Below are 16,380 nucleotides of genomic sequence, written 5' to 3'. Positions count from 1 at the left end.
GTTCTTATATGATAGATAGTGAAAGCGTTATCAAAACAGAGCGGCGATGGGAAAGGCGGGTAAATATGTTCCAGCGTGTCCAAACAAAGGAAGAACATTTTTGGTTCGAGCAACTGTGGGGAGATTTTTGTGAAGAAAGAAACTTAATGTTTGTAGAACGTAATTTAAATCCATCACGATTTTTATTAATAGAAGATGAACATCATATCGGTACAGTAGAATGTATTAAGTATACGGTACCAGAGCAGTCGAATTCTGAGTTTTTCTATCCGTTTTCTAAAAATGATTTAGTGAAAGATTTGAAAAATGTATATGAAATAGGTAAGTTAAGTATTGCGAAAACGTCTCGTGGGAGAGGACATTTCAAACGTTTAACAGCTATTTTATTTATGCATGCATTAGAAACGAAAGCAGAATGGTATATTGCAGCAGTTACAAAAAGAATGTATATGTATTTATTAACACTCGGTTTTCCAATTGAACCGATAGATAAGCCATTTCAGTTTCATGATAATTTACAAGGTGTACCAGTACGAATCCATGCCCGGAAAGGGGCTACGCATTTGTATTCTTTAAAAGAATTTCGAGATGTAATTCAAGGAAATGCTCATGCACAGGCATTAATCGCAGAATACAGTAAGAATATTATGTTAACCAAATAAAAAGAAATGAATATGTATGATAAAGAGAATACTATTTTAAAATGAAATCATTCTTCATGAAAAAGACCCTTATTATTTTAATAAGGGTCTAAAAATTATAATCCAAAAATACTAAAAATCATTTTACGGCGCTTCGGTTTCTTTTCACGCTCATATGTTGGTTTTGTATCAGGAGTAATATATATTGGTTCTTCTTTCTTGAGGGCAGATTCTAGCTTTTGAATTCGCTCTAACATTTCCTCCATTTCACGGCGATGTTGTAAAAGTTGGTACGTAACAACATCATTTGCCTTATCCTGCATTTGTTCTTCCATTCGATCTAGCCTTCTCGTAATTGTATTTAATTGATCTGTTAATTGCTCAAAATCATGTGATGATATGTTTTGAACGATTGTACTTACTTGTGTTTTTAATTCTTCAACATCGGTTGATGATGTTTTTTGAGTAGGGTGAGAGTTTTGGGACTGCTCTATTTGTGAAAGGTGATATTCTAACATTTGATCTAAATCATCTTGTGTAAAAATAAAGTGACCATATTTATTTTTTTCTATCGTAAGATTTAATTGTTGTGCAATCCGGACAACAGCCTTAGGGCTAACACCTAATTTTTTTGCGATAAATGGTGTTTTATATTCCAAAATAATCCCTCCTATATATATCCTGTTGAATGATTTCGATCTATGAAGTAAGTTACCTTCTAGTGTGACAAAAGAAGTGTGGAATCGGCAAAGAAAGTGTTTTTTCACGAAATGAAGCTAGGAAGAATATATCGTGAATATAAAAACCTTTTATCTTAAGATTTAGAATCATTTGACGGAGGGAAATGAATTAGATTATCATAATGATAAATATCTTTTTTATGTATGCATATAATATATAAAAAGGTGGTTGCTAATGTAGAATTTTGTTAGAGTATTAGAATGCTTACTTCACTTGAATAAAATTAAGTAGGAGGTGGCTTCCTTGCTTACAATGTAAGTAAGGAAAAGTATTTGGACATATATAGTATAAGTATAGTGATTGTTTTAATTGCGATAACGGCATTTTTCGTTGCAGCAGAATTTGCAATTGTTAAAGTGCGAAGTTCACGAATTGACTATTTAATTGCAGAAGGAAATAATCGCGCAGCATCTGTGAAAACAGTCATTACAAACTTAGACGAATATTTATCTGCTTGTCAGCTAGGAATAACAGTTACAGCTCTAGGAATTGGGTGGTTTGGTAAACCTGCGTTAAAGCAAATGTTTGACACGCTTTTTGTAAATTTGAACATTTCTACTCAACTAGCAGATGTTTTTGCTGTAATTTTAGTGTTTTTGTTTATTACATTTTTACATGTTGTAATAGGGGAATTGGCCCCAAAAACATTTGCGATTCAAAAAGCTGAGCAAGTGAGTTTATTTGTTGCTAAACCGTTAATTTTCTTTTATCGTATGGCGTTTCCGTTTATTTGGGTCCTAAATGGATCAGCCCGAATGATTACGAAGTTGCTAGGGCTGAAACCGCCGAAAGGGCACGATGAAGTCCATTCAGAAGAAGAATTACGGTTATTAGTATCAGAAAGTTACAAAAATGGAGAGATTAATCAGTCTGAATATAAATATGTAAATAAAATTTTCGAATTTGATGATCGTATTGCAAAAGAAATAATGGTACCCCGAACAGAGATGCATATAATAAGCAAAGAAATGCCTGCTCAAGAAGCTTTGCAAAAAATGTCCCGGGAAAAATATACGAGATATCCAGTTGTTGATGGTGACAAAGATCACGTAATAGGCTTTGTAAATTTTAAAGATATTTTTACAGATTTTGTGCAGTATAATGCGGTTAGTAATAAGAAAGTAGAGCAATATATGAGACCGATCATTTTAGTTATCGACTCTATTCCAATACACGACCTGTTTTTAAAAATGCAAAAAGAAAGAACACATATTGCTATATTAATAGATGAATATGGTGGTACATCTGGACTTGTTACTGTTGAAGACATTTTAGAAGAAATAGTTGGAGATATTCAAGATGAGTTTGATACAGATGAACAGCCAGAAATTCAACAAGTTAGTGAAACGAAAACGATACTAGAGGGGAAAGTACTTGTTAGTGAAGTAAATACGTTATTAGGTTTAACGATTGATGATAATGGTGTTGATACAATAGGTGGATGGATTTTAACGAAGAATATAGACATTGCTGAAGAGGACTTCATTGAAATTGAAAATTATAAGTTTTGCGTGAAAGAATTAGATGGACATTATATAAAAAGACTAGAAGTTACAAAAACTGTAGAATCAATTGTTATTTTAGAAGATGAAAAACAAATTTCATTACAAGAACAAATTAGTTCGTAGACTCTGCTAGATGGCAGAGTTTTTTTGAGCATAATGTTTTTGGCAGAATAAAGGCTATGATACAATGACATAAGCCAGACCTTTCACTAGGTGAAGTATTGTTGTATACATATATTTGAAAGGGGAAGAATTATGAAAAAGCATTTATATATAAATGGAGATTGGAAGTCTGTAAACACGTATAAACCATTATACGCACCATATTCTGAAGTGACATTAGCAGAAATTGCACAAGGAACGGAAGAAGATGTACAAGAGGCTGTTACTGCTGCAAAAAATGCAATGAAAGAAATGAATACATTATCTGCATATGACCGTGCGACTATTTTAGAGAAGGTTGCCAAAAAAATGGATGAAAGAAGAGAAGAATTTGCAGAGATTATTGCAAAAGAGGCTGCAAAACCAATTCGTGCTGCGAGGGGAGAAGTAGACCGTACCGTTCAGACATATAAATTTGCAGCGGAAGAAGCGAAGCGAATATATGGCGAGACATTGCCGCTTGATGCAGCACCTGGTGCAGATGGGCGTATTGCATACACAATGCGAAAGCCAATCGGAGTTATAGGGGCTATTACACCATTTAATTTCCCATTAAATTTAGTGGCACATAAAGTCGGCCCTGCAATTGCTGCCGGAAATACAGTTGTATTAAAACCAGCTGATCAAACGCCTCTATCGTCTTACGCTTTAGTTGAACTATTTGAAGAAGCGGGATTGCCAAAAGGAGCTTTAAATATTATTTCTGGTCCTGGTTCGACTGTAGGGGAAGCGCTTGTTACAAATGATGATGTTGCTTCCATTACTTTTACGGGAAGTCCGAAAGTTGGAATTGGCATTAAGGCAAAGGCTGGGTTAAAGCGAGTTACGTTAGAACTAGGATCGAATGCCGCTGTTATTATTGATGAAGATGTAGAATTAACAGATGAATTAATTGAACGAGTAAAATGGGGAGCATTTGTTAATAATGGACAAGTTTGTATTTCGGTGCAACGTGTTTTTGTACATGAAGAGAGAATGGATGAATTTTTATCTAAGTTACAGAAAGCGATGGAAACAGTTGTTGTTGGTGATCCGCTGCTTGAGGAAACGGATGTATCAGCTTTAATTTCGAAAAAAGATGTCGAGCGTATCGATAACTGGGTGCAAGAAGCAGTTAAAGAAGGAGCGAATGTTTTATATGGTGGTAACAAACGTGATGAAAGGATTTTTGAACCAACTGTATTAACGAATGTTCCAGAGCATGTATCTGTACAGTGCCAAGAAGTATTCGGTCCACTTATGACCGTAAATACATTTAAAGAATTTGATGAGGCCATAGAGCAAGTAAATCATTCACGTTATGGTCTACAAGCAGGCGTATTTACAAATAATTTGTTTAAAGCTATGCGTGCAATTGATGAGCTTGAAGTTGGTGGTGTCATGATAAATGATATTCCAACGTTCAGGGTAGACCATATGCCTTATGGTGGTGTGAAAGAAAGTGGTACGGGGCGTGAAGGAATTAAATATGCAATAGAAGAAATGACAGAAATGAAATTAGTATGTATTAAAAAATAAAGTAAATAGAACTTAAACATCGCAAAAAAACGAGTAGGAAATGTTTACGATTCCATACTCGTTTTTTTGTTTATTTTACATTTCTTAGAATGATTTCATTTAATCAAGTGTACTTTTTACTTCATTTCTTGTTTGAAAATAGCATCTTCTACATAAATTTGTTCTTTGTCGACAGCAGTGCTATGAGATAATACTAAACCGATTGGTGTTTCTATACCTTTATTTTGAACAATTGTAAAAGGAACATTTTTTTCATTTGCTAATTTAATGTATTTAGATAAATGTGGGTAAGCAATGCCACCATTTAGGAATATTTGTAATGATTGAGAAGAGCGCATGCTACTAGCTACTTCAGAATATACATTACTTTGCATTACTTGACCGATAGTTAAAGCGATTTCTACACGCTCACGTAATGTAGTTAAATACATATTACGTTCTTCTGGTTTGTTCTGCTTTTGGCCATAAATGCCTTCTTGGAGATAATCTTCCACATTTTTATTTACCATATTTTTCACACCTTTCATTTTCTATTGTACGAAAGAATGGAGCAGGATGCAAAAAAAGTCGCATTGAATATAAAAAACTTTGAATGAAAGGAAGGAAAATGGAATGTATCAATCTAAACAATTAATAAAGTTATAAAAATTTTATCAACACATATTAACAAAATGTGACAATAATCTATTAACGAATCATGATTTTTGTGTTAATATTCAAAATATAAAGGGTGTTCGTCGCATGGAAATGGAGGAATGGAGGTTTTTCCAATCGATAAGGATATTAAAGAAGTATTTTGTTCGCACTTGAAAAACAACAGGCACCAATTCGTTGAGAACTGGAAAAACAAAATGATAATTTCCGATAAAGATCCATTTAGACTAGAAGCAGTTCAAAATGGAGTGGATTTATTAGAATTTATTATCGAACTTACTATGGAAGAAAAAGATATAAATTATCTTCAGCCATTATGCGAGAAAATAGCAATTGAACGTGCAGGGGCAGATGCGAATATAGGTGATTTTGTTTATAACGCAAATGTGGGAAGAAATGAGCTTTTCGAAGCGATGTGTGAGTTAGATGTTAGCGCACGTGAATTGAAACCAATTATGGCTCAAATACATACTTGTTTTGACAAATTAATTTATTACACTGTTTTGAAATATTCGGAAATTATATCAAGAAATTTAGAGGAAAAACAGCAGTATATTAACGAAACACATAAGGAAAGGCTGACAATTTTAGGGCAAATGTCAGCTAGTTTTGTACATGAATTCCGTAACCCGCTTACGTCCATTATGGGATTTGTCAAACTATTAAAGGCAGATCATCCTAGTTTATCGTATTTAGATATTATTTCGCATGAATTAGACCAATTAAATTTTCGTATTTCGCAATTTTTACTCGTATCGAAAAAAGAAATGTGGACTGAATCAGAACGATTTTGGCTTAATGACTTATTTCAAGATATTATACAGTTCTTATATCCGAGTTTGGTCAATGCAAATGTTTCGATTGAAAAGAATTTGCCATATCCAATTCCTCTTACAGGTTATCGCAGTGAAGTGAGACAAGTATTTTTAAATATATTAATGAACTCAATTGACGCTCTTGAATCAATGAAAGAAGAACGAAAAATTATCATTGATGTATTTGAAGAAGATCAATCGATTCGAATTGTAATAAAAAATAACGGACCAATGATTCCGGCTGAAAATGTAGAAACGATTTTTGAACCATTTGTAACTACTAAAAAGTTAGGAACCGGTATTGGGTTATTTGTATGTAAACAAATTGTAGAAAAACATAATGGGTCCATCATGTGTCGTTCAGATAACGATTGGACAGAATTTCAAATTGCATTTCAAAAATAAACAGTCTACACCAAATGAATGGTGTAGACTGTTTTAATTCGTAAGTATAACGGCTTCTAATTTAGGGTCTTTCGTTGAATAACCTAAAAGTGAAATGGTATAAATAATATTCGGTTCTACTTTGAAACTCGGTATAGTCAGCAAAACACTTGAATTATCTGCGAGTGAAACTTCAATATCTGCTGTACCTGGGCTAACTTCTAAAAAATCTGTTATTTGTTTAAAAAGTACATTTTCAAATAAATGATCTCCACCTTTTAAACTTACATTTACAACAGGGGTATCTGTAGAAAAATGCGCAAACCGTATTTTTGCTTGACCTGATGGTAAATGAGTATTATCGAGAATAGGTTGTAATTGTAGATGATGATCACTATTTATTGCAGCAAAAGTATAAGAGTGATTTCCCATTATCGGTACTAAAGCTGAAAAGATGGGAGTTTCACTTTCGACAGGAACAATATCTATACGGTACTTACCTTGTACTAATGTTAAATAGGGACTAAATTGTTTAAATGAAATATTTTTAATAACCTTTTGTCCATTTACTAAAATGTCAACCGCAGGTGTATTTGAAGCAGAGTGAAAAAACCTTATATGTGATGGTAAAGCAGCTTCTTGTGAATCTCTTTTTTCATATGCCTGTACAAGTTTCGTAAGCGCATCGTAATATTTCATATATAGTTCTACATATTTTTTCGGATTATGAAATTGATAGTATCGAGCGAGCTGTTCGTAACGTGCAGCTTCTTGTCCATATTTTTCGATTTCAGATTGAGACATGAACATTCCTCCTTTGTCATCATTAAAACTATATGCTTAGTAAGAAAGGGGTTATGCAAGAAAATTGTTTTTAAAAGAGTAAGGTAGGAAATTAATAATAAGTATTTTTACGGATAAGTGTAGTTTGGGGGAACGCGAGTTATAAATTTCTAGCGGACAAAAAAATTCCCTCCAAATGAGCTGATGCAGTTTGTATTTCGAAATGAAAACGTAAGAGTGAAACAAGTGAAATATCGAAAACATGTCCCAAATCCTTAGAAAACTAGGGATTTTTTTAATTATAGGCAAATACACATACAAAGTGATAATTGTCCTACATAAATTATAAAGGAAAGGTAGTTTGAATTTGAGGAAAGGAATGAAATCTTGGGATGGGGATATCCCGCAAGGAATTGTGAATGGAGTTATGGATGGTTTTGTGCTTTATGCTGTAGGATGAATTTTGATTTTGTAATACTATTGTTTCTATTTACGTTAGCAAGTGACGGTATTAATCGATAAAAGAGCGTCGTGCCGAACTGATTAATGTGGTTAATCGGTTCTTTTTTTGTATAAAATAGAGCGAAATGTATGTGAAATATTGGTTTCTATAAAAATAATTGCTATGCATTTAGTAGGATTAATTGTCGAGATTTGTTTAAAAATATGCAATATAAAGTAGGAGAATAGGAAGGAGTTTAAAGGGAGTTTCGTCGAAGTTTACACAATGTCGGCATTTGAGGGAAGCTGGCATTATGTTAGAAAAATTTTTAGTGGAGAGTTAATTTTATATAAGGGAGGGTTATTTGAGCGTATAGATAAGGGTTGGTCTATATTTTAAGTTCTGAATTTTCTGTTTTTAAAATAATATTTAGCACTCATTTGTATATTTTATAATAGTTTTTTGATAAATTCACTGCTTTCGCAGAGGGTTCTTTTTTATGAAAGAAACGTCAATTTTCTTCATATATATATACAAATTGGAGAAATGGGGGAGCGCTATGCGCGATTACTTAATTAAACCACTTGTTGGTCAGCCGTATCCAATGATTTCACATGGAAAAGGTGTGTATTTGTATGATCAAAACGGAAATAAATATTTTGATGGGTCGTCAGGGGCAATTACGGCAGGTATTGGGCATGGCGTAAAGGAGATTGCGGACGTTATCAAAAAGCAAGCAGAGGAGATTGCTTTCGTTTATAGATCACAGTTTACGAGTGAACCAGCTGAAAAATTAGCGAAGAAATTAAGCGATTTAAGTGTAGGAGATTTGAACTGGAGCTTTTTTGTGAATAGTGGTACGGAAGCAAATGAAACAGCTATGAAAATTGCAATTCAACATTTTCAAGAGCGAGGTATTCAAGGGAAACATAAAATTTTGTCACGATGGATGAGTTATCACGGTATTACGATGGGAGCCTTATCAATGTCTGGGCATCCACTACGTAGACAACGTTTCGTGTCAATTTTAGAAGATTATCCAACTATTCCAGCTCCATATTGTTTTAGATGTCCGGTGCAAAAGGTATATCCAACTTGTCAACTTGCTTGTGCAACTGAACTAGAAAGATCAATTGAAAGAATTGGTGCAGAACATATCGCAGCTTTTATCGCTGAACCGATTATCGGAGCAGCTGGAGGAGCAGTCGTTCCACCGAAAGAATATTATAAAGTTATTAAAGATATTTGTAGTCATTATGATATTTTATTTATTGCTGATGAAGTAATGACTGGGCTTGGTCGTACTGGCGCATGGTTTGCGATGGAGCATTGGGGGGTAGAACCGGATATTATGACCCTTGGTAAAGGGTTAGGAGCTGGATACACACCGATGGCAGCGACGGTTGTAAGTGACCGTGTAATGGAGCCGATTTTACGGGGAACACGTTCTGTTATGAGTGGGCATACGTTAAGTGCAAATCCATTATCTGCAGCAACAGCTTTAGCTGTTATTGAATATATGGAGAAACATAATCTACCTGAAAAAACAGCGGAAAAGGGAGAGTATTTAATAAAAGGATTGCAGAAAGTTCAGCAACAATCGACAATCATTGCTGATGTGCGCGGAAAAGGTTTGCTAATTGGAGTAGAATTGCAACCGTTTACAAAGGCGTCGGAACTTATTTCAGTTGCAGCTAAAAATGGTCTTCTTTTATATCAAGCTGTTTCAGGGCAAGCAGGAAAAGAAGATAGTGCACTGCTTGTGGCACCGCCAATGACAACTACATATTCCGAGTTAGATGAATTACTTTCAATTTTTGCAAAAAGTGTAGAAGAAATGATGCAAAAAGGAGGGCATAGTATCGTATGACAACTATTACAAATACATTCGATAAATTAAAAGAGATAGAGGAAGTAATTTCTTTGTTTCACGATGATATGACATTAATGTTTGGAGGATTTGGGGGGATTGGATCCCCTCCTTCTTTAATACAGGCGATTTTAGAAAAAGGAGTTACAAATTTAAATTTAATAGGAAATGATACAGGATTTCCTGATGTAGGAATCGGTCGTCTCGTTACGAATGAAAGAGTAAAATCATTAATTACTTCTCATATCGGTTCAAACCCAAATGCAGGAAGACAGCTAAACGAAGGAAGATTACAAATTGAGTTTTCTCCCCAAGGAACATTAGCAGAGCGTATTCGTGCTGGTGGTGTAGGGCTTGGTGGCGTATTAGTTGATGTAGGTGTTGATACAATTGTAGAAGAAGGAAAACGTACTGTTGAAATGAATGGTAAGACATATTTAGTTGAAACAGCATTAACTGCTGAGGTTGCGATTGTATATGCAAAAAAAGCGGATCCGTTCGGTAACCTTGTGTTTGATAAGAGCGCTCGTAACATGAATCCTCACGTTGCTATGGCCGGGGATATAACGATTGTAGAAGCAGAAGAAATTGTTCCACTTGGAAGTTTAGATCCAGAAGAAATTGTTGTCCCAGGAGTATTTGTAAATTATATCGTACCGTCGGAAGGAGTGAATTGGAAATGGGTATGGGCGTAGAAGTGAGAGATAAAATTGCTAGACGTGCAGCGAAAGAAATACAAAATGGCATGATTGTAAATTTAGGTATTGGTATACCATCGCTTGTACCAAACCATTTGCCTGATGATATAAACGTTATGTTTCATGCGGAAAACGGAATTGTAGGTATGGGCCCTACACCAAGCAAAGGAAATGAAGACGAAAATTTATGTAACGCAGCAGGTTTGCCGACATCTCTTATTACTGGAGCGAGTTATTTTGATAGTTGCACAGCATTTGGGATGATTCGGAAAGGTTTACTAGATATTACGATTCTTGGTTCATTACAAGTGAGTGAGAATGGTGATTTGGCGAACTGGATTGTACCAGGAAAACGCGTTCCAGGTATTGGGGGAGCGATGGATTTAGCACAAAAAGCGAAGCGTGTAGTTGTTGTTATGAATCATGTTGATAAATACGGAAATGCAAAAATTGTTTCAGAGTGTACGTTACCATTAACTTCAAAGAATTGTGTAGATTTAATTATTACGGATATGGCGGTTATGGAAGTGACGTCGAGTGGACTTATTTTACAAGAATTAATGAGCCCATACACAGTGGAAGATATAAGACAACATACAGAAGCGGAGTTTGAAATTGGCTCTAACTTACTAGTAATTGAATGAGGGGAGATGTAATATATGGAGCAATTAAAAAAACAAGTTTGTGATTATATTGAGAGTCAAGAAGAAGAGAGCGTAAAATTTTTAAAACGATTGATTCAAGAAAAGAGCGTATCTGGTGATGAAAGTGGTGCGCAGGCAATTGTGATTGAAAAATTGCGTGAGCTAGGTTTAAATCTTGATATTTGGGAACCTTCATTTTCTAAAATGAAAGATCATCCTTATTTTGTATCACCACGTACAAGTTTTTCGGATAGCCCGAACATTGTAGCGACGCTTAAAGGAAGTGGCGACGGGAAATCTATGATATTAAATGGACATATTGATGTTGTACCAGAAGGAGATGTGGACCAGTGGGACCATCATCCCTATAGTGGTGAGAGAATAGGAAATCGTATATACGGCCGTGGAACAACGGATATGAAAGGCGGCAATGTTGCGCTAATGCTTGCAATGGAAGCAATTATTGAATCTCGTATTGAATTAAAAGGAGATATTTATTTTCAAAGTGTAATAGAAGAAGAAAGCGGCGGAGCAGGAACATTAGCGACTATATTACGAGGATATAAAGCGGATGGTGTCATTATTCCAGAGCCGACAAATATGAAGTTTTTCCCGAAACAACAAGGTTCTATGTGGTTTCGTCTACATGTGAAAGGGAAAGCAGCACACGGTGGAACACGTTATGAAGGAGTAAGTGCAATTGAAAAAAGCATGTTTGTTGTAGAGCATCTAAGAAAGCTGGAAGCGAAGAGAAATGACCGAATTACAGACCCGTTATTTAAAGGAATCCCAATTCCAATTCCAATTAATATTGGGAAAATAGAAGGTGGGAGCTGGCCAAGTTCTGTTCCTGATTCGTTAATTTTAGAAGGAAGATGTGGTATTGCGCCGAATGAGACTATAGAGGCAGCAAAAGAAGAATTCGAGAATTGGATCGCTGAATTAAATGATGTGGACAATTGGTTTGTTGAAAATCCCGTAGAAGTAGAATGGTTTGGTGCGAGATGGGTTCCTGGTGAACTAGAAGAAAATCATGAGTTAATTACAACACTTGGACATAACTTTGTTGAAATCGAAGGGAACGAACCGATTATTGAAGCATCGCCGTGGGGGACTGATGGAGGTTTATTTACAAAAATCGCAGGTGTACCAACGATAGTATTTGGTCCCGGAGAAACGAAAGTAGCACATTATCCAAACGAATATATAGAAGTTGATAAAATGATAGCTGCCGCAAAAATTATTGCATGTACATTACTAGATTGGTGTGAGGTGAAAAAATGAAATACTATGAATCTTTTAGAGAGCAGACGAACGGCTATACAGTAGAAGGTGTTTTAGATTACTTTAATAAACGTATTCGAGTAGACCACTACACCGGAAATATTGAGAGGATTATCCAAACAATTGACGAATTAGCAGAGAAACATTCTTTCACTAAATGTATTGTTAAAGGAAAGGGAGAGCATGTTTCAACATGGCTCTCTTTCGGTTTTTTATTAGAAGCAACAATACCACATTATTTTCAAGGTCACGATGCATACTTCTTCGTGAAATTTAATAATGATGAAAGACGAAATAGTATTCATTGGGCTGAGGAAGATACCATTTTAAGCGGTGTAAAAGCAAAAGAAGTAAAAGAAAAAATAGTCCCAGAGAGATTTCTATTAAGAAAAGCGACAGAAGAGGATGCAGAAGAATTAGCAATTGTATTTGGGAAAGTATTTGAAGTGTATCCGACTCCTTTAAACGAAGCGAGTTATGTAAAACAAACGATGAGAGAAGACGATACAATTTACTATGTGTATGAATTCGAGGGGAAAATAATTAGTACAGCATCTGCAGAAATGAATATAAAAGAAGGCAATGCAGAATTAACGAATTGTGCTACCTTACCCGAATATCGTAAACATGGGTTTATGAAAAGTTTATTGATTAGGTTAGAAGAAGAACTGCAAGAAAGATCGATTTTCTGCTCTTATACAATTGCTCGATCTCTTTCTTTCGGAATGAATGCGGCCTTTCATCAGTTAGGTTATACGTATTCAGGGCGACTGGCGAACAATTGCTACATTTTTGATAAGTTGGAAGACATGAATATTTGGGTGAAAGATTTGTCTAAATAGCACGGTATAAAAATAGAACGGAATCGTCATGCTTATAATCGCACATAGGTATGCCGAAAATTCGGCACGGTATTTGCTGAATTTTCGGCAAGAGGGGGGATGACATTGCTAGCAGTTTCGACACAAGAAGTCATTGAGGCGATTTTGGGCAGTATTGATGAGGCTATACACGCAGTAGATGAAAATGGTATTACAATTTTCTATAATACTGTAGCTGCAAAACACGATGGATCAAAAATTGAAAAAGTGTTAGGTAAACATTTGTTAGAAGCGTTTCCTTCTTTATCTAGGGAAACAAGTACATTGATGAAAGTGTTAGATACAAAAAAACCAATCGTTCATCAAGTGCAGCATTATCAAAATTTAAATGGAGAAGACATTTGTACTGTAAATACGACGTTACCTATTTTTATAGATGGAAATATTGCTGGAGCTGTTGAAATTGCAAAAGATTATTCCACAGTACAAAAACTTACCGATACAATAGTCGATTTGCAGTCGAAAATAAAGCGATCATCTAGAAAGAAAGCAATTAAAAAGGATGTTGCATTTGAGACGATTGTGACGAATGATGCTCGTTTTAAACAGACGAAAGAATTAGCACAAAAAGTAGCCCCAACTGATGCGAATGTTTTAATATATGGGGAAACGGGGACTGGGAAAGAGTTATTTGTACAAGCGATTCATGAAGCTTCTAAACGGAAGAACAAGCCGTTTATTGCACAAAACTGTGCAGCATTGCCAGAGTCTCTATTAGAAAGTTTATTGTTTGGAACGACGAAAGGTAGCTATACTGGGGCAATTGAACGAGCGGGATTATTTGAACTTGTAGATGGAGGGACATTATTTTTAGATGAACTGAATTCAATGCCACTCGATTTACAAGCGAAAATGCTACGTGTATTAGAAGATGGTGTGATTCGTCGTATTGGTGATAATAAGACGAGAAAAGTAGATGTTCGCGTTATTACCGCAATGAATCAGCCACCAGAAATATGTTTAAAAGAGAATAAAATTCGCACTGATTTATACTATCGATTAAATGTCTTTTCATTATATATTCCACCGCTCCGTGAAAGAACGGAGGATGTATTATTATTAGCATCTTATTTTTTGAAAGAATATAATAAAAGTTATAAAAAAGGTGTACTTCAAATGGATAAGGAAGCGAAAGAAAGACTACAAGGTTACCAATGGCCTGGAAATGTTCGGGAGCTAAAACATACGATTGAACATGCTGTCATAATTGCAGAAGGGAATACATTAACAGCCAATTGTTTACCGCGTACATTTCGGAAAGAGAGTCTTCCGCAGAAGAAGAGTATATTGCCACTTAGAGAAGCACTTCATCAAACGGAAAAAGAATTAATAGATCAAGCGTTAATTGAAACGGAAGGGAATATATTACAAGCTGCAAAAATGTTAGGTATCCCTCGACAGACGCTTCAATATAAACTGAGTAAGTACGACAAAACCGCCGAATAATTGGCGGTTTTTGTGTGTTTGCACCAATAAAAGAGCGTTTACATATATAAAAAGTAATGAATATGATAGTATGTATGGCTTTCATGCAGTGCTCAAAAATATTTTTTCGTTTATGTAATAGGGTTCGCCGTACATTTACTTATCAATAAAGTAAAGTTGGCATAACTATTGCTTATATAAAGGATGAGCGTATAAAAAGGGGGAATAGCAATGTTACATGATGTATACAAACCAAATCGTCACTGGAAGGATATCGAATTATGGAAAGAGGTTACTGAAGAGCAATGGAATGATTGGGTTTGGCAATTAACGAATACGATCAAAACGTTAGATGATTTAAAGAAAGTGATTAACTTAACACCTGAAGAAGAAGAAGGTGTTAAAATTTCAACGAAAACGATCCCGTTAAATATTACACCGTACTATGCTTGGTTAATGAATCCTGATGACCCACGCTGTCCGATTCGGATGCAATCTGTACCGATCTCGGAAGAGTTATATAAAACAAAATACGATTTAGAAGATCCGCTTCATGAAGATGAAGATTCACCAGTTCCAGGGTTAACACATCGCTATCCAGACCGCGTATTATTCTTAGTGACAAATCAATGTTCGATGTATTGTCGTTACTGTACACGTCGTCGTTTTAGTGGACAAATTGGAATGGGTGTACCGAAGAAACAATTAGATGATGCAATTGCTTACATTCGCGAAACACCACAAGTACGAGATGTATTAATTTCGGGTGGTGACGGTCTTCTTATTAACGATAAAATTTTAGAATATGTATTAAAAAATTTACGTGAGATTCCGCACGTTGAGATTATTCGTATCGGAACGAGAGCGCCAGTAGTATTCCCGCAGCGTATTACAGAAAACTTATGTAACATTATTAAAAAATACCATCCAGTATGGTTAAATACACATTTCAATACTTCTATTGAAATTACTGAAGAGTCGAAAAAAGCATGTGAAATGTTAGCGAATGCTGGTGTTCCAGTTGGAAACCAAGCAGTAATTTTAGCTGGTATTAACGACAGCGTGCCAATTATGAAAAAACTGATGCATGACTTAGTAAAAATCCGTGTACGTCCATACTACATTTATCAATGTGACTTATCTGAAGGTATTGGTCACTTCCGTGCACCAGTATCTAAAGGTCTTGAAATTATTGAAGGTTTACGCGGACATACGTCTGGTTATGCGGTTCCAACATTCGTTGTTGATGCACCGGGAGGGGGCGGTAAAATTGCGCTTCAGCCAAACTATTTAATCTCGCAAAGTGCAGATAAAGTTGTACTGCGTAACTTTGAAGGGGTTATTACAACGTATCCAGAGCCAGAAAGCTACATTCCAGGAAGAGCAGAAGGGTACTTTAAAGAAATCTACCCGAATTACGAAGAAAAACGTTCAGATGTTGGTATCGCAGGTCTAATGAGCGATAAGAAATTTAACCTTGTTCCAGACGACTTACAGCGTATGAACCGTCGTAAAGACTATGAAGATAATGACACGCATGCATCGTTAAAAGATAAACGTGATAAGCGCGACCAATTGAAAGATAAAAAATATCAAGCACAAATGGCTAAATTAGAAGAAAACGACAAAAAAACTGAGGGTGATGCAGTATGAATTGTATGTGGTGTGACAGTACAGAAGCAAAAGAAAGCTTAAATACTGTATATTGGGAATTACCAGATGGTACGAAAGCCATTGAAATCCAAGAGACACCATGCATTTCTTGTTCCTCATGTGGTATGGACTATCAATCAGATCATACAGTGAAAGAAATAGAAGATCAATTATTTCTAATTTATACGAAAGATTTACCAAAACAACTAACATATGAAGAATTAATGGGAAGACCACGTCTATTAAAAAGAAATTATTTCGACTTTTAACCAGCTTTTAT

Annotated in this window: 15 protein-coding genes; 12 read left to right on the top strand and 3 right to left on the bottom strand. The window is 35.3% G+C overall.

Translation table 11 applies throughout. The features are described from left to right. Positions 1 to 65: 65 nt before the first annotated feature. A complete protein-coding gene (locus tag Q9B79_RS07355) occupies positions 66 to 662 on the top strand; it encodes a hypothetical protein (protein WP_306183204.1) in 597 nt (198 codons plus the stop codon). A 95-nt stretch (positions 663 to 757) separates the two neighbouring features. Here Q9B79_RS07355 and racA read toward each other — a convergent pair whose 3' ends face one another. Beyond that, positions 758 to 1,300, bottom strand: coding sequence for a chromosome-anchoring protein RacA (racA, locus tag Q9B79_RS07350; RefSeq protein ID WP_306183203.1), 543 nt, complete (start codon positions 1,298 to 1,300; stop codon positions 758 to 760). A gap of 354 nt (positions 1,301 to 1,654) precedes the next feature. On the opposite strand from racA, the gene Q9B79_RS07345 reads away from it, so the two are divergent. Together Q9B79_RS07345 and Q9B79_RS07340 are read left to right on the top strand one after the other, a co-directional pair. Beyond that, positions 1,655 to 3,010 (top strand): hemolysin family protein, encoded by a 1,356-nt coding sequence (locus Q9B79_RS07345; protein WP_306183202.1) that lies wholly within the window; start codon positions 1,655 to 1,657, stop codon positions 3,008 to 3,010. 132 nt (positions 3,011 to 3,142) lie between these two features. After that, on the top strand, positions 3,143 to 4,567 hold the full coding sequence (locus Q9B79_RS07340) for an aldehyde dehydrogenase family protein (protein WP_306183201.1): 1,425 nt from the start codon (positions 3,143 to 3,145) through the stop codon (positions 4,565 to 4,567). A 116-nt stretch (positions 4,568 to 4,683) separates the two neighbouring features. Here the strand turns inward: Q9B79_RS07340 and Q9B79_RS07335 are convergent, their stop codons facing one another. Further along, positions 4,684 to 5,076: a YueI family protein gene (locus tag Q9B79_RS07335; RefSeq protein WP_000247570.1), complete on the bottom strand. Its 393-nt coding sequence runs from the start codon at positions 5,074 to 5,076 to the stop codon at positions 4,684 to 4,686. A gap of 246 nt (positions 5,077 to 5,322) precedes the next feature. Between Q9B79_RS07335 and Q9B79_RS07330 the strand changes: the two genes are divergently transcribed. Next, positions 5,323 to 6,441: a BA2291 family sporulation histidine kinase gene (locus Q9B79_RS07330; protein WP_306183200.1), complete on the top strand. Its 1,119-nt coding sequence runs from the start codon at positions 5,323 to 5,325 to the stop codon at positions 6,439 to 6,441. 33 nt (positions 6,442 to 6,474) lie between these two features. Here Q9B79_RS07330 and Q9B79_RS07325 read toward each other — a convergent pair whose 3' ends face one another. Then, entirely contained in the window at positions 6,475 to 7,224 is a 750-nt protein-coding gene (locus tag Q9B79_RS07325) for a DUF4397 domain-containing protein (protein WP_306183199.1), read from the bottom strand. Positions 7,225 to 8,204: 980 nt separating this feature from the next. Here Q9B79_RS07325 and Q9B79_RS07320 point away from each other — a divergent pair. From Q9B79_RS07320 to Q9B79_RS07285, 8 genes are all read left to right on the top strand, one after another. Beyond that, the gene (locus Q9B79_RS07320) at positions 8,205 to 9,515 is read left to right on the top strand and encodes an aspartate aminotransferase family protein (RefSeq protein WP_306183198.1); all 1,311 of its coding nucleotides are present in this window, start codon (positions 8,205 to 8,207) and stop codon (positions 9,513 to 9,515) included. Beyond that, positions 9,512 to 10,210, top strand: coding sequence for an acetate CoA-transferase subunit alpha (gene atoD, locus Q9B79_RS07315; RefSeq protein ID WP_000208097.1), 699 nt, complete (start codon positions 9,512 to 9,514; stop codon positions 10,208 to 10,210). Before Q9B79_RS07320 ends, atoD begins: the two co-directional genes overlap by 4 nt. Beyond that, positions 10,195 to 10,857: a CoA transferase subunit B gene (locus Q9B79_RS07310; RefSeq protein WP_306183197.1), complete on the top strand. Its 663-nt coding sequence runs from the start codon at positions 10,195 to 10,197 to the stop codon at positions 10,855 to 10,857. The genes atoD and Q9B79_RS07310 overlap by 16 nt, the downstream gene beginning before the upstream one ends. 15 nt (positions 10,858 to 10,872) lie before the next feature. Then, positions 10,873 to 12,141, top strand: a complete 1,269-nt coding sequence (locus Q9B79_RS07305) for a peptidase (protein ID WP_306183196.1) — start codon at positions 10,873 to 10,875, stop codon at positions 12,139 to 12,141. Next, the gene (ablB, locus tag Q9B79_RS07300) at positions 12,138 to 12,983 is read left to right on the top strand and encodes a putative beta-lysine N-acetyltransferase (protein ID WP_306183195.1); all 846 of its coding nucleotides are present in this window, start codon (positions 12,138 to 12,140) and stop codon (positions 12,981 to 12,983) included. Before Q9B79_RS07305 ends, ablB begins: the two co-directional genes overlap by 4 nt. A 99-nt stretch (positions 12,984 to 13,082) precedes the next feature. Next, a complete protein-coding gene (rocR, locus tag Q9B79_RS07295) occupies positions 13,083 to 14,468 on the top strand; it encodes an arginine utilization transcriptional regulator RocR (RefSeq protein ID WP_306183194.1) in 1,386 nt (461 codons plus the stop codon). Between the two features lie 210 nt (positions 14,469 to 14,678). Then, entirely contained in the window at positions 14,679 to 16,100 is a 1,422-nt protein-coding gene (kamA, locus tag Q9B79_RS07290; RefSeq protein WP_306183193.1) for a lysine 2,3-aminomutase, read from the top strand. Further along, positions 16,097 to 16,369: a YokU family protein gene (locus Q9B79_RS07285; RefSeq protein WP_000995763.1), complete on the top strand. Its 273-nt coding sequence runs from the start codon at positions 16,097 to 16,099 to the stop codon at positions 16,367 to 16,369. Before kamA ends, Q9B79_RS07285 begins: the two co-directional genes overlap by 4 nt. Positions 16,370 to 16,380 lie beyond the last annotated feature (11 nt).

This window comes from Bacillus sp. MHSD_36 (genome assembly GCF_030757775.1).
In the GTDB taxonomy this organism is placed as follows: domain Bacteria; phylum Bacillota; class Bacilli; order Bacillales; family Bacillaceae_G; genus Bacillus_A.
Note: the sequence above shows the minus strand (reverse complement) of the source record. Positions and strands in the feature narration are given on the sequence as shown.

What these genes read in the sequence shown, in the direction of transcription:
- Q9B79_RS07340 (WP_306183201.1), top strand. Translation starts at nt 3,143, where the DNA reads ATGAAAAAGCATTTATATATAAATGGAGATTGGAAGTCTGTAAACACG.
- Q9B79_RS07310 (WP_306183197.1), top strand. Translation starts at nt 10,195, where the DNA reads ATGGGTATGGGCGTAGAAGTGAGAGATAAAATTGCTAGACGTGCAGCG.
- rocR (WP_306183194.1), top strand. Translation starts at nt 13,083, where the DNA reads ATGACATTGCTAGCAGTTTCGACACAAGAAGTCATTGAGGCGATTTTG.
- atoD (WP_000208097.1), top strand. Translation starts at nt 9,512, where the DNA reads ATGACAACTATTACAAATACATTCGATAAATTAAAAGAGATAGAGGAA.
- Q9B79_RS07335 (WP_000247570.1), bottom strand. Translation starts at nt 5,076, where the DNA reads ATGGTAAATAAAAATGTGGAAGATTATCTCCAAGAAGGCATTTATGGC.
- Q9B79_RS07320 (WP_306183198.1), top strand. Translation starts at nt 8,205, where the DNA reads ATGCGCGATTACTTAATTAAACCACTTGTTGGTCAGCCGTATCCAATG.
- Q9B79_RS07325 (WP_306183199.1), bottom strand. Translation starts at nt 7,224, where the DNA reads ATGTCTCAATCTGAAATCGAAAAATATGGACAAGAAGCTGCACGTTAC.
- Q9B79_RS07330 (WP_306183200.1), top strand. Translation starts at nt 5,323, where the DNA reads ATGGAGGTTTTTCCAATCGATAAGGATATTAAAGAAGTATTTTGTTCG.
- kamA (WP_306183193.1), top strand. Translation starts at nt 14,679, where the DNA reads ATGTTACATGATGTATACAAACCAAATCGTCACTGGAAGGATATCGAA.
- Q9B79_RS07305 (WP_306183196.1), top strand. Translation starts at nt 10,873, where the DNA reads ATGGAGCAATTAAAAAAACAAGTTTGTGATTATATTGAGAGTCAAGAA.
- ablB (WP_306183195.1), top strand. Translation starts at nt 12,138, where the DNA reads ATGAAATACTATGAATCTTTTAGAGAGCAGACGAACGGCTATACAGTA.
- Q9B79_RS07285 (WP_000995763.1), top strand. Translation starts at nt 16,097, where the DNA reads ATGAATTGTATGTGGTGTGACAGTACAGAAGCAAAAGAAAGCTTAAAT.
- Q9B79_RS07355 (WP_306183204.1), top strand. Translation starts at nt 66, where the DNA reads ATGTTCCAGCGTGTCCAAACAAAGGAAGAACATTTTTGGTTCGAGCAA.